The organism is Aequorivita soesokkakensis (genome assembly GCF_001641085.1).
Taxonomy (GTDB): domain Bacteria; phylum Bacteroidota; class Bacteroidia; order Flavobacteriales; family Flavobacteriaceae; genus Aequorivita; species Aequorivita soesokkakensis.
Genome location: NZ_LXIE01000001.1, coordinates 135,919 through 149,515, shown reverse-complemented (window position 1 = coordinate 149,515; position 13,597 = coordinate 135,919). Strand labels below are relative to the sequence as shown.

Here is a 13,597-nt window from a genome sequence, read left to right as displayed (position 1 = left end):
CAACAATTACGAAGGAATGTTGTTATCTTTGAGAACACAGATGAAAACATAGTTGATTTATGAAAATATTCTCCGCTGAACAATTATACGAAGCTGACAAAATCACGATAGAAAAGCAACAAATCACTTCAGAAGACTTGATGGAACGAGCGGGAACGCAGCTATTTCAATGGTTGCACCAACGTTTAAATGGAGCGCCCGTGCCCATACATATTTTTTGCGGTATTGGCGATAATGGAGGGGATGGTTTAGTGGTGGGCAGGTTGCTTATTGAACACGGCTACAATGTGGTTGTATATGTTGTAAATTGTAGTGATAAGCGCTCTAAAAACTTTCTGCTGAATTATGACAAGATTAAAAATGTGACCAAAAATTGGCCCATTTTAATGAAAGGCGAAAACGATTTCCCCAAAATAAATTCCGAGGATATTATTGTGGATGCCATTTTCGGAATAGGTTTAAATCGCTGTCCCGGCGGTTGGGTGAAAAAATTAATCCAATATCTCAACGAAAGTAAAGCCTTTAAATTGGCGATAGATATTCCAAGTGGGCTTTATTCAAACTCACCATTGGAAGACTATGAAGCCGTATTAAAAGCAAACCACACCTTGACTTTCCAAGCTCCGAAGCTCGCTTTCTTTTTGCCTGAAACAGCTGGCTTTGTTTCAAATTTTGATGTTTTGGATATCGATTTGGATTTAGAGTTTTTATATAATACTGAACCAATAGCGCAACTCATTTCAAAACCTGAAGCACAACGTTTTTATCAAACTCGGGAAAAATTTGGACATAAAGGAACTTATGGCCACGCTTTGATTGTTGCCGGAAGCTATGGAAAGATGGGAGCTGCCGTACTTTCAACCACTGCTGCTTTTAGGATTGGCGCGGGAATGGTGACGGCTTTTGTTCCAAAATGTGGCTACAACATTTTGCAGACAGCCATTCCCGAGGCAATGGTCATTACGGATACTGAAGAAGAATTTATCAGTACTGTTTCTTTTGATTTTGAGCCTTCCGCAATTGGAATTGGGATGGGTATCGGCAAAAATAAAGCTACAGTTGCAGCTTTGAAAAAGTTATTTAAAGACAGTGAAATTCCTTTTGTTATAGACGCAGATGCCTTAAATAACATTTCTGAAAATAAAGAACTGTTGAAACTGCTTCCGAAGAATTCAGTTTTAACGCCTCATCCCGGCGAATTAAAAAGACTCATCGGCGAATGGAAAAACGATTACGACAAGCTTGAAGAAGTAAAGAAGTTTTCAGAGAAACACGAAGTTGTTATAGTCATTAAAGGTGCTTATACCATCACGGTTTATGGTGATAAACTCTATATAAACACTTCCGGAAATCCTGGAATGGCAACGGCTGGCAGCGGCGATGCGTTAAGTGGCGTTATTACTGGTTTGCTTTCCCAAGGTTATGATCCGTTATTGGCTTCAGTTTTTGGAATTTATATGCACGGTTGCGCAGGCGATATCACAGCGGGTCAAATGGGCTACGAAGCAGTAATGGCGGGAGATATTATTGATAATTTGGGGGAAGCTTATTTGGATTTATTTGCAAAGCCAGAAACTGATAATGAAGCGAATGGAAAAAATTAACCACGAATTCACGAATATTTTTATAAAGTATTCGTGAATTCGTGGCTTAATATTTATTGAATTAATAATTTACATCAATCCATCCAATGTTTTTCTTAACTCTGGATCTGAAGGTCGTGGCGCATCTGCAGAAACGATATTTCCTTTCGGATCAATCAATATAAATCTTGGGATTCCCATAATGGCGTAGTCTTCTATAAATTTTGATTTCCAGTTATTGTCTGCCAACAGTTGGATTCCGCCCAATTGTTTTTCAGAAACCATCGCTTTCCATTTGTCGTAATCCTTAGGCTCGTCAATGGAAATGCTTACAAACTCAATATTCTTTCCGTGATAATCTTTTTCAACCTGTTGCAATGAAGGTATTTCACGTAAACAAGGTCCGCACCAAGTTGCCCAAACATCTATATAAACAAATTTACCTTTTAAAGATGCCAAATCGGTAGTGCCACCTTTGTGGTTTTCATAATTGAAAGTAGGCGAGGGGTTTCCTTCGGTAATTGCTTTCAGTTTGTTGTAGTGTTCCGTGATCTTTGCAAGATTTTCAGGATTTGGATCGCTGTTTTTATAAATAGTATATGCTTCATCTAAAGTTGCATCTGGCTTAAGCCCAAACTGCAAATAGGAACTCATCATTTTATCTTTTGCATAGCCGTTAGGTAAAGCTTCATTTACCTTTTTTAGATACATAACATTTTGGTTATTGTTTCCACTTTCAAAAGTTTCTTCATTCACCAATCTGTTGAAATGTGCCTCCAGTAAATTTTGGTATGCTACTGAATTTCGGTAGGCAAGCGTGTCTTTGAAATTTATACTTTTCAATTCATCATAAAAACCATCGGAAACCCTAAAATCCTGTTCTCCTGAATAATATCTGTGGGCGTCTTTATAGTTTTCAAGCATAATTGCCCGTGAATATTTGTCTTCTTCAGCGAGTTTACTCTTAAAGTTATCATCTGTAATTTTGTTTGCGGCGTAAAGGCTATCCACGCTTTTTTGGTTGCTTTCCAATTGCTTAATAAAACCTTCCTCATCCATTGAAAAAACTTCTTTAAAATCAAGATTCTTCTCGTTCCAGAGATATTTTGCCGCTAAAAAATTATTCACATTCGCCAAATCTCCGGAATATTTCAACGTTTCGTCAAATTCATCGGCATTTAAATTTACGGAAAGGTTTTTCCCCTTTTCAAGATAGATTCCAGTCCGCTCCCTGCCTACATACAGATCATAAAAACCATCATTGGCAATATGAAGTGTATCTGCAAATGTGCCATTTTCAGCAATTGGGATCTTGGTTTCAAAGTTATTTCCGCGTACCAAGACAGTTTCGGCGGTATTGTTTTCAACTGTTCCGTTAATCACGGAATATTGTGGTTTTTCTTCTTGTTTGCAAGAAATTACAAAGAGCACTAAAACGAATAAACTTAATTTTTTCATCTGAACAAAATATTTGAGAAATTGGAATGTAAAATTACATATTGCGCAGATAATTCACTCCACTTCATTTTGTTAATTTTATAAGGATTTAATATTAAAAGAAGCGCCCAAATATGCTTTTGAAACAAAGAAAGGTGGCGCAACAATTTAAAAATAGTATTTTTGCGAAAAGATTACCTTCCCAATGCAAGAAACTCATTACATAAGTTCAGAAATCTTGGACTTGGCCCTCGTCAAAGAAATTATAGATAAGCATAAAACCCTTGAGCTTTCAGAAGAAGCACAATTAAACATTAAAAAGTCACGGGAATATCTCATTCATAAAATGAAGGATAACGAAACCCCTGTTTATGGTATAAACACAGGTTTTGGGTCTTTATGCAATGTGAAAATCTCTTCCGAAAACCTTTCGAAACTTCAAGAAAATCTCGTGATGTCCCACGCGTGTGGCACGGGTGAATTTGTTCCAAAACCTATCATAAAATTGATGCTTTTGCTCAAAATTCAATCGTTGAGTTATGGCTACAGTGGGGTGCAACTTGAAACCGTGGAAAGGCTAATCGATTTTTACAACAATGATATTTTACCAGTAATTTACAATCAAGGAAGTTTAGGTGCTTCGGGCGATTTGGCCCCATTGGCGCATCTGTCCCTTCCTTTGCTTGGAAAAGGCGAAGTGTATTACGGCGGGGAACGGATTTCTTCCGAAAAAATGCTGAAAAAATTCAATTGGGAGCCAATTACATTGCAAGCAAAAGAAGGTTTGGCGTTGCTCAATGGCACACAGTTTATGAGTGCCTACGGCGTTTATTGCCTTTTGAAAAGTTTTAAACTCTCTTATTTGGCTGATTTAATTGGTGCTATTTCCGTTGATGCTTTTGATTGTAATATGAGTCCTTATAATGCTTTGGTGCATTTGGTTCGTCCACACAGAGGGCAGGTAAAAACAGCAGAGCAGATTTTAGAGTTTTTGGAAGGAAGCGAATTGGGTCTTTCCGAAAAGAAAAATGTGCAAGATCCTTATTCTTTCCGTTGTATTCCGCAAGTTCACGGGGCAACAAAAGATACATTGCATTTTGTTCATAAAACCTTTAAGACCGAAATAAACTCGGTAACAGACAATCCCAACATTTTTGTAAACGAGGATGTTATTATTTCCGGAGGAAATTTTCACGGACAACCTTTGGCCTTAGCTTTAGATTATTTAGCGATTGCAATGGCTGAATTAGGCAATATTTCAGAAAGAAGAACCTATCAATTAGTTTCCGGTTTAAGGGATCTGCCAGCATTTTTGGTAAACAATCCGGGGCTTAACAGCGGGTTTATGATTCCGCAATATACAGCCGCAAGCATTGTGAGCCAAAACAAACAATTGGCAACTCCAGCCTCGGTAGATTCCATAGTTTCATCAAATGGTCAGGAAGATCACGTTAGTATGGGGGCAAACGGAGCTACAAAATGTTTGCGGATTATTGAAAATATTGAAACCATTCTATCCATTGAATTGATGAACGCCTCTCAGGCACTTTGTTTTAGAAGCCCAAAAAAATCTTCTCCCTTTATTGAATCATTTTTAAAACCATACCGTTCCGTAGTTTCATTTATAGAAGATGACAGGTTGATGGCTGACGATATTCACGCAACTGTAGCATTTTTGCAAGCTTTGGATGTTGATTCGGAAATTTTGTTCGGATAACTTTTAAAAAACTAAAATCCTAATTATGAAGAAAATTATACTCCTTTCAATTTTTTCTGTTTTTAGTCTGCAAGGTTATTCCCAGGTATACAAACCGTTATTGGACAACTTGAACGAATGGCACGTTACCACTTGCTTTTCGGGTTGTTTGACTGATGTTTATTACACTGATGGCGATACTATTGTTGATGGAAAAGCCTACAAGATTTTGGATGGTTTTCACTACATATCCCGCACATTTTTGCTTCGCGAAGAGGTAAACAACAAAAAGGTTTTTCTGAATAAAGTAGCTCTGGGTCACAATGAAGAATTTTTGCTTTATGATTTCTCATTAAATGAAGGCGATACTTTTAATATGCTGAATCCGTATAGTCCATTTCCTCAGGATGGCGGTGCGTTTATATTGGATTCAATAATTGAAAGACCATTGGCTGACGGCAATGATTACAGACATTTTTATTTTTCACCAGCTCCGGGAAATACAATAAGTACAGAAAACGCGGTTTGGGTTGAAGGTGCAGGTTCTTTATCTATAATCAACGCCCCGGGCGGCCACCCCGACATAAATGGCAGCGGACATTTGAGCTGTTTTTTTAAGGATACAGAAGTTTTTTATGCAAATTTAGATTCCATTAATGATTGTATTCCGCTTCATTTAGGAATAGAAAAGTACAGTTTGGAAAACGTAGTGATTTCAAAAGGAAATAATAGCGGTGACTGTGTGGTAAGCAATGCTAAAAATGTGAAAAGTATAACAGTTTTTAATCTTTCGGGGAAAAAGCTAAAAGTTATAAAGAACGCTGGTCGAAATTCATTTAATATAGATTTTTCAGGTTATCAAAGTGGGATGTATATTGTTGTTGCGAATGGATTTGGGGGAGCTAATAAATCTTTTAAAATAATAAAATAACCAGCTTTTATTTTTAAGCCCCTTCTTCGATTAGCCCGTTTATCCAATCTTTGGCATCGTCTAAATTAATGAAATGTCTGAGAGGCTTTTTTAAAAATCTTTTTTCCAATTCTAAATTGCTGACCTTTAATCCTTCTGAGGAAACCACGGCAAAGCCTATCAAATTTTCAATTTTTGAAGTTTCTATATAAACCATTGGATTTACAGAATAGGAATTTTTTCGATATGTTATATAACCAAAAGGTCTTTCATTAAAATACTTTTCTGAAATAGCTATTAAATCGTTATTGTATTCAGGTTTTACGGTAATACCTTCTTTCATAACCACGACTACAAAATTTTTAAAAATTCTAATTTCCCCAAATTCAAAATGTAAAGTTTCAATCATCAATATGCGCATTTGAATAGTTAAGTTACGGATTTTTAATGTTTTAACAATATAAATACAAGTAAAAAGCTAAACCCATCTATAAATTAAAAAATCCCTAAGTTTTCTTAGGGATTTTTTTAGGGGTTTAAACTAAAAACTAAGACTCAGTTGTTTTCTTCTGTTTCTTGATTTTTATTGTAAGTTCATTTGTTTTTTCGTCTAAATCCATTGTTATACCATCACCTTCCTGCAAACTGCTATTGATGATTTCTTCAGCCAGTGCATCTTCAATATACTTTTGAATTGCCCTGTTTAAAGGTCTTGCTCCATATTGCTTGTCAAATCCTTTGTCTGCAATATAATCCTTCGCTTTATCAGTAAGCTTTAATTCGTAACCTAAATCTGCAATTCTGGCAAAAAGTTTATCAAGCTCAATATCGATGATTTTATGAATATCTTCTCTTTCCAAAGGATTAAAAACCATTACGTCATCAATTCGGTTCAAAAATTCAGGTGCAAAGGTTTTCTTCAATGCATTTTCAATTACACTTTTGGTGTGTGTTTCTTCTTGGCTCTTTTTCGCAGCGGTTCCAAAACCAACTCCTTGTCCAAAATCCTTTATTTGGCGCGCACCAATATTGGAAGTCATAATAATGATTGTATTTCTAAAATCAATCTTTCTTCCAAGACTATCGGTTAAATATCCATCATCCAAAACCTGTAGCAACATATTGAAAACATCTGGATGTGCTTTTTCAATTTCATCCAAAAGAACCACTGCATACGGTTTTCTTCTAATTTTTTCGGTCAACTGACCGCCTTCTTCATAACCCACATATCCTGGAGGCGCTCCAACCAAACGCGAAATGGCGAATTTTTCCATATACTCGCTCATATCGATCCGTACTAAAGCGTTGTCTGAATCAAACAGCTCACGTGCCAAAACTTTTGCAAGTTGTGTTTTACCAACACCCGTTTGTCCCAAAAAGATGAAAGAACCAATTGGTTTATTGGGGTCTTTCAATCCTGCGCGGTTTCGCTGGATTGCTTTCACCACTTTTGCAACGGCTTCGTCTTGACCAACTACTTTTCCCTTAATTCGGTCGGGTAGGGCGGCAAGTTTGGTACTTTCAGTTTGTGCAATTCTGTTTACGGGAATACCGGTCATCATTGAAACTACTTCAGCAACATTTTCTTCATCAACGGTTTCTTTGTGAAGTTTTGAATCTGCTTCCCATTGTTCCTGTTGCACAACAAGTTCCTTTTCAAGATTTTTCTCATCGTCACGAAGCTTTGCGGCTTCTTCGTATTTCTGTTTTTTTACGACAGTGTTTTTTAATTCGCGAACTTCCTCCAATTGTTTTTCAATTTCCAGAATTTTATCGGGAACGTGAATGTTTGTGATATGCACGCGAGAGCCTGCTTCGTCCAATGCATCAATAGCCTTGTCCGGAAGGAAGCGCTCCGTCATATATCTGTTGGTAAGAGTTACGCAAGCTTTTATGGCTTCATCAGTATAAATTACATTGTGGTGCGCTTCGTATTTGTCTTTGATATTGGTCAAAATTTCAATGGTTTCTTCAACCGTTGTAGGTTCAACCAATACTTTTTGAAAACGGCGTTCCAAAGCACCGTCTTTTTCAATATACTGACGATATTCGTCTAAAGTAGTAGCACCAATGCATTGAATTTCACCTCTTGCAAGTGCAGGTTTAAACATATTTGATGCATCCAATGAACCTGTAGCTCCACCGGCACCAACAATTGTGTGAATTTCATCTATAAAAAGAATAATATCGTCATTCTTTTCAAGTTCGTTCATTACGGCTTTCATACGTTCTTCAAACTGCCCGCGGTATTTTGTTCCCGCAACTAGGCTAGCTAAATCTAAAGTAACAACTCTTTTATCGTAAAGGATTCGCGAAACTTTTCGTTGAATTATTCGCAATGCCAAACCTTCGGCAATAGCAGATTTTCCAACACCAGGTTCGCCAATCAATAATGGATTGTTTTTCTTTCTCCTGCTCAAAATCTGTGACACACGTTGTATTTCGCTTTCGCGGCCTACAACAGGGTCTAATTTTCCTTCTTCTGCCATCGCAGTTAGATCTCTTCCGAAGTTATCCAAAACAGGGGTTTTGGATTTTTTGTTCGTTTTTGCGGTAGTTCCCGAAAAAAGGTTCTCCTTGTTAGCATCCTCAGCAGAAGTGTCGTCATCATTTGGGAATGATTCGGCACTTGGGGTGTTGTCTATATAATCGTCGTCGTTCGTTATCATAAGTTTAAATTGGTCTTTCACTACGTCATAATCCACTTTCATTTTGTTCAACAGCTTTGTTGTTGGGTCATTTTCATTCCGAAGAATACACAATAGCAAATGTGCGGTATTAATGGAATTACTTTGAAAAAGTTTCGCTTCCAAAAATGTGGTCTTCAGTGCCCTTTCCGCTTGACGGGTTAGGTGAAGGTTCTTTTTATCGTTTGTATTTGTAGTCACGCCCGGGTTTGCAGGGCTTAATATTTCTACCTTTCTTCTTAAATGGTTTAAGTCTATAGCAAGTGCATTCAGAATAGTTACTGCCTTGCCGTTACCATCTCTTAAAAGGCCTAGCATTAAATGCTCAGTGCCAATAAAGTCGTGGCCTAAGCGCAGCGCTTCTTCTTTGCTGTATGCTATTACATCTTTTACTCTGGGGGAAAAATTATCATCCATATTTTAAAAACCTCTCTTCTGTTTGGTACTAAATTAACCAAAATAGGACAAAAACTGTTCCTCTTTGATATCATTTTAGTAAAAGGACAAAATATATAGTGGAATTCAAAGGATATGCAACGATACTTATTAACGATTTTGACCCCCAATTTTGTTAATAAATTCGTGAATAACGAATGGCAAAAACCCCTGTTAAACCTACGAAAAAGTGTATCTTGCTCCATTAGTTTAACAACGATAATTAATCCTATTTTTTATGGCTGAAGGTGATAAAATAATCCCTATTAACATTGAAGATGAAATGAAATCTGCCTACATCGATTATTCGATGTCGGTCATAGTGTCACGTGCGCTGCCAGATGTTCGCGATGGAATGAAACCTGTACACAGAAGAGTTTTGTTCGGAATGCACGAACTGGGCATTAGAGCTACGGGCGCTCATAAAAAATCCGCGAGAATTGTGGGAGAGGTTCTCGGTAAATACCATCCACACGGAGATACATCTGTTTATGACGCGATGGTGCGTATGGCGCAAGAATGGAGTTTGCGCTATTTGCTGGTTGACGGCCAGGGAAACTTTGGCTCAGTTGATGGTGATAGCCCGGCTGCAATGCGATATACAGAAGCGAGAATGCAGAAGATTTCTGAAGATATGCTCGCTGATATTGATAAAGAAACCGTTGATCATCAATTAAACTTTGACGATACCTTAAAGGAGCCAACTGTCCTTCCAACTCGTGTTCCTGGACTTTTAATCAATGGAGCTTCCGGAATTGCGGTAGGTATGGCAACAAATATGCCTCCACATAACTTAACCGAAGTTGTAAATGGAATCATCGCCTATATTGAGGATAACGATATAGATATCGATGGTTTAATGCAGCACGTAAAAGCGCCTGATTTCCCAACGGGTGGAATTATTTACGGCTACGAAGGTGTTCGAGAGGCTTTCCATACAGGTCGTGGCCGCGTAGTAATGCGTGCCAAAGCGAGTTTTGAAGAAGTTCAAGGCCGCGAATGCATCATCGTTACTGAAATTCCATATCAAGTGAACAAAGCGGATATGATCAAAAAAACCGCTGATATGGTAAACGAAAAGAAAATTGAGGGCATTTCAAACATTCGAGACGAGAGTGATAGGAATGGAATGCGCATCGTTTACATTTTAAAGCGTGACGCCATCCCTAATATTGTTCTAAATACCTTATATAAATACACTGCATTGCAATCCAGTTTCAGCGTGAATAATATTGCGTTAGTAAAAGGAAGACCGCAAATGCTGAATTTGAAGGAATTGATCCACTATTTTGTGGAACATCGTCACGAAGTTGTGGTTCGCCGTACTGAATATTTGCTTCGCAAAGCAGAGGAGCGCGCTCATATTCTTGAAGGATTGATTATTGCTTCTGATAATATAGATGAAGTAATTAGACTGATTCGCGCTTCTTCCAATGCAGATGAAGCAAGGGAGAAATTGATGGAAGCTTTCAAACTCACCGAAATCCAAGCCAAGGCCATTGTTGAAATGCGTCTTCGTCAATTGACGGGTCTGGAGCAGGATAAACTTAGAAGTGAGTATGAAGAATTGATGAAAACTATTGGTGATTATAAAGACATTCTTGCGAGCAAAGAACGTAGAATGCAGATAATCAAAGAAGAACTTGAGGAAATTCGCGCAAAATACGGTGATGAACGCCGTTCAACTATTGAATATGCTGGCGGTGACGTGAGTATTACAGACTTGATAGCCGATGAACAGGTTGTTTTGACTATTTCGCATGCAGGTTATATTAAGCGTACCTCGCTTTCAGAATACAAAACCCAAAATAGAGGTGGGGTTGGCCAAAAAGCTTCCGCTACAAGGAATGAGGATTTCTTAGAGCATCTTTTTGTAGGAACCAATCACCAATATATGCTTTTCTTCACCCAAAAAGGAAAATGTTTCTGGATGCGCGTTTTTGAAATTCCAGAAGGAACAAGAACTTCAAAAGGAAGAGCGATACAAAACCTTATTAATATTGAGCCAGATGATAAAGTGAAAGCTTTTATCTGTACACAGGATTTGAAGGATGAAGATTACATAAACAGTCATTATGTAATTATGGCCACTAAAAAAGGGCAAGTTAAAAAGACACCTTTGGAGCAATATTCACGTCCAAGAACAAATGGTATAAACGCCATCACTATTCGTGAGGATGACGAATTGCTTGAAGCAAAATTGACAACCGGTAAGAGCCAAGTAATGCTTGCCGTAAAATCTGGGAAAGCCATTCGCTTTGAAGAAGAAAAAACCAGACCGATGGGAAGAAATGCTTCTGGGGTTCGCGGAATTTCACTAGGCAATAAAAATGACGAAGTAGTAGGAATGATTGCAGTAGATGAAGGTGATTCTGAAATATTGGTTGTTTCTGAAAACGGTTATGGTAAACGTTCATCTATTGAAGACTACCGAATCACAAACCGTGGCGGAAAAGGAGTAAAAACTATTAATATTACCGAAAAAACCGGTAAATTAGTGGCAATCAAGAACGTAACCGATGATGATGATTTAATGATCATCAACAAATCTGGAATTGCTATCAGAATGGCCGTTGCAGATCTTCGCGTTATGGGCCGCGCCACACAAGGCGTGCGATTGATTAAAGTTAGGGAGGATGATGCCATTGCCGCAGTTGCAAAAGCAATGAAGGATGAAGAGGAAGAAGAAATCACTGATGCAATGGATGATTCCAATGATGGCACTACTCTTGATAATAACGAAACTCAAACCGAAAATAACGAATAAACTTTAACACATGAAAACACGAATTTTAATAACAGGACTGGCTTTTGTATCTGCTATTTCATTTGGACAGAAAAAGGAAATTAAAAAAGCCGAAAAAGCAGTTAAATCCAATTCTTATGCAGAGGCTTTAACCTATTTGGGTGAAGCGGAAGGGTTGCTCAGCGCTGCTGATAATGAGACAAAAGCACAATTTTATGCTATAAAAGGCCAAGCTTTATTAGGGCCTGGCGGATCAGATTTTACAAAATTGAAAGCTTCGGCCGAAGCTTTTGAAACAGCAATTTCTTTAGATCCCAAAATGAAAGATGAATTGGCTGATCCAATTCAAAACCTAAGAGCAGCGTTAATTAATGGTGCTATTAAAGATCAAAATGCGCAGCAATATAAATTAGCTACAGAAAAACTTTATGCAAGTTATATGATTAGCAAAGATCCTTCTGATTTATATTATGCAGCTGGAAATGCAGTAAATGGAAAAGATTATGATACCGCATTGAAATATTATCAAATGGTATTGGATTCTGGTTATACTGGAGAAACTGAAGAATTTATTGCAACAGATAAGGAAACCGGTGAAGTTAAAGCATTTGAAAGTGAAAATTTAAGAAATATAGCTTTAAAAACTGGCCAATATATTAAGCCTGAGAAACGCGTTACTGAATCCAAAAAAGGGGAAGTTCTTAGGAATATGACTCTTATATATATAGAACAAGGGGACACCGAAAAAGCAACAGCTTTAATGAAAACCGCCCGTGCGGAAAATCCAAGCGATGTTTATTTAATGCGTGCTGATGCCGATATGAGTTATAAAATGGGAGACGTTGCCAGATATAATGAATTAATGGAAAAAATTGTTGCCACAGATCCTGAAAATCCTGAGCTTTATTTCAACTTAGGTATCAGTAATGATCAGCTTGGAAATAAGGAAAAAGCTTTGGAATATTATACGAAAGCTTTGGAATTAAAACCTGAATACGAAGCTGCACTAATCAATCTTGCTGCCTTAAAACTTTCAGGAGAGGATAAGTTAGTGGAGGAAATGAACAGTTTAGGAAACTCAGCAGCAGATAATAAAAGATATGATGAGCTTAAAATTGAGCGTCAAAATACTTATAAGGAAGCCTTGCCATATTTAGAAAAGGCATATAATATAAATCCTTCCAATCAAAATGTGGTTAAATATTTAATGAACATTTATGGTCAGATTGGTGAAGATGCAAAATACAAAGAAATGAAAACTAAACTTGAAGCTATGGAAGCTAAAGGATAATAAATCCTGTTTAATTTTTCACAAAACCCCTGAAATTTCAGGGGTTTTCGTTTTTTAAATAATTCGTTTTATAACCCGAAGTTTGTGGGTGTGGTTGCGCATTTCATAATTGAAAATTCCACTGTGGTCCAATCTGTCAATGCGAACTTTTCCGTGGGCGTGAATTATATAATTATCCTTCATTATGATGCCCACGTGCGTAATTTTTCCTTCGTCATTGTCAAAAAAAGCTAAATCGCCAGGTTCGCTTTCTTCAATAAAACTTAATGCCTCCCCTTGCGTTGCCTGTTGGCTGGCATCGCGAAGCAATTTGTAGCCGTTCAACTTATAGACCATTTGCGTAAAGCCACTGCAATCAATGCCGAACGGACTTTTACCTCCCCATAAATACGGTGAATTTAAATAGAGTAATGCGGTTTCAATTAAATGTTCCTTCGGAAGAATTTCGGAAATAGACTTCCCTTCAAAATGGTGTTTTAAAAATGCAGCGGAAGAAATGTTGCTTCCCAAACAAATGGAAAACAATTGATTGTCCTGCGCGGTAACAAAATCAACCAAATCTGAAGAAAGTTCAAGTTCTTTCGCTTCAAAATCGGAATAATTTTCCTCGGAAATAGTTATGTATTGTTTGTTGTCTATCCAGCCTTCATATTTATCAAACGCCAAACGGATGCGGCTCCATTTTTTTCGGGTTTCCAATATTTTGAAATGTTCGCCGTAAAGCACTTGCGTCACCATTTCACTCGCATCGGAAGCTTCGGCTCGGAGAGGAACAATACTTAAATTACTGATGCCGTAATCCATTCAGAATT

9 protein-coding genes are annotated in these 13,597 nt (G+C 37.6%); 5 read left to right on the top strand and 4 right to left on the bottom strand.

Annotated features, from left to right (window positions below; all coding sequences use genetic code 11):
- The first annotated feature begins 59 nt into the window (after nt 1-59).
- Entirely contained in the window at nt 60-1,604 is a 1,545-nt protein-coding gene (locus A7A78_RS00690) for a bifunctional ADP-dependent NAD(P)H-hydrate dehydratase/NAD(P)H-hydrate epimerase (protein WP_068760246.1), read from the top strand.
- A 69-nt stretch (nt 1,605-1,673) separates the two neighbouring features.
- On the opposite strand, the gene A7A78_RS00685 is transcribed toward A7A78_RS00690, so the two are convergent.
- The gene (locus tag A7A78_RS00685; protein WP_068760244.1) at nt 1,674-3,041 is read right to left on the bottom strand and encodes a TlpA family protein disulfide reductase; all 1,368 of its coding nucleotides are present in this window, start codon (nt 3,039-3,041) and stop codon (nt 1,674-1,676) included.
- Between the two features lie 184 nt (nt 3,042-3,225).
- On the opposite strand from A7A78_RS00685, the gene hutH reads away from it, so the two are divergent.
- Together hutH and A7A78_RS00675 are read left to right on the top strand one after the other, a co-directional pair.
- Entirely contained in the window at nt 3,226-4,737 is a 1,512-nt protein-coding gene (gene hutH / locus A7A78_RS00680) for a histidine ammonia-lyase (protein ID WP_068760242.1), read from the top strand.
- Nucleotides 4,738-4,762: 25 nt separating this feature from the next.
- The gene (locus A7A78_RS00675) at nt 4,763-5,647 is read left to right on the top strand and encodes a T9SS type A sorting domain-containing protein (RefSeq protein WP_068760240.1); all 885 of its coding nucleotides are present in this window, start codon (nt 4,763-4,765) and stop codon (nt 5,645-5,647) included.
- Between the two features lie 13 nt (nt 5,648-5,660).
- On the opposite strand, the gene A7A78_RS00670 is transcribed toward A7A78_RS00675, so the two are convergent.
- Both A7A78_RS00670 and A7A78_RS00665 read right to left on the bottom strand, forming a co-directional pair.
- On the bottom strand, nt 5,661-6,035 hold the full coding sequence (locus A7A78_RS00670; protein ID WP_068760238.1) for a hypothetical protein: 375 nt from the start codon (nt 6,033-6,035) through the stop codon (nt 5,661-5,663).
- Between the two features lie 139 nt (nt 6,036-6,174).
- Nucleotides 6,175-8,730 (bottom strand): ATP-dependent Clp protease ATP-binding subunit, encoded by a 2,556-nt coding sequence (locus tag A7A78_RS00665; RefSeq protein ID WP_068760236.1) that lies wholly within the window; start codon nt 8,728-8,730, stop codon nt 6,175-6,177.
- Nucleotides 8,731-8,986: 256 nt separating this feature from the next.
- Here A7A78_RS00665 and gyrA point away from each other — a divergent pair, with 256 nt between their 5' ends.
- Both gyrA and A7A78_RS00655 read left to right on the top strand, forming a co-directional pair.
- Nucleotides 8,987-11,515, top strand: coding sequence for a DNA gyrase subunit A (gene gyrA / locus A7A78_RS00660; RefSeq protein WP_068760234.1), 2,529 nt, complete (start codon nt 8,987-8,989; stop codon nt 11,513-11,515).
- Between the two features lie 10 nt (nt 11,516-11,525).
- Nucleotides 11,526-12,785 carry a tetratricopeptide repeat protein gene (locus A7A78_RS00655; RefSeq protein ID WP_068760232.1) on the top strand — a complete coding sequence of 420 codons (1,260 nt, stop codon included), beginning with the start codon at nt 11,526-11,528 and terminating at the stop codon, nt 12,783-12,785.
- 54 nt (nt 12,786-12,839) lie between these two features.
- Here A7A78_RS00655 and A7A78_RS00650 read toward each other — a convergent pair whose 3' ends face one another.
- On the bottom strand, nt 12,840-13,589 hold the full coding sequence (locus A7A78_RS00650; protein WP_068760230.1) for a C40 family peptidase: 750 nt from the start codon (nt 13,587-13,589) through the stop codon (nt 12,840-12,842).
- Nucleotides 13,590-13,597: the final 8 nt, after the last annotated feature.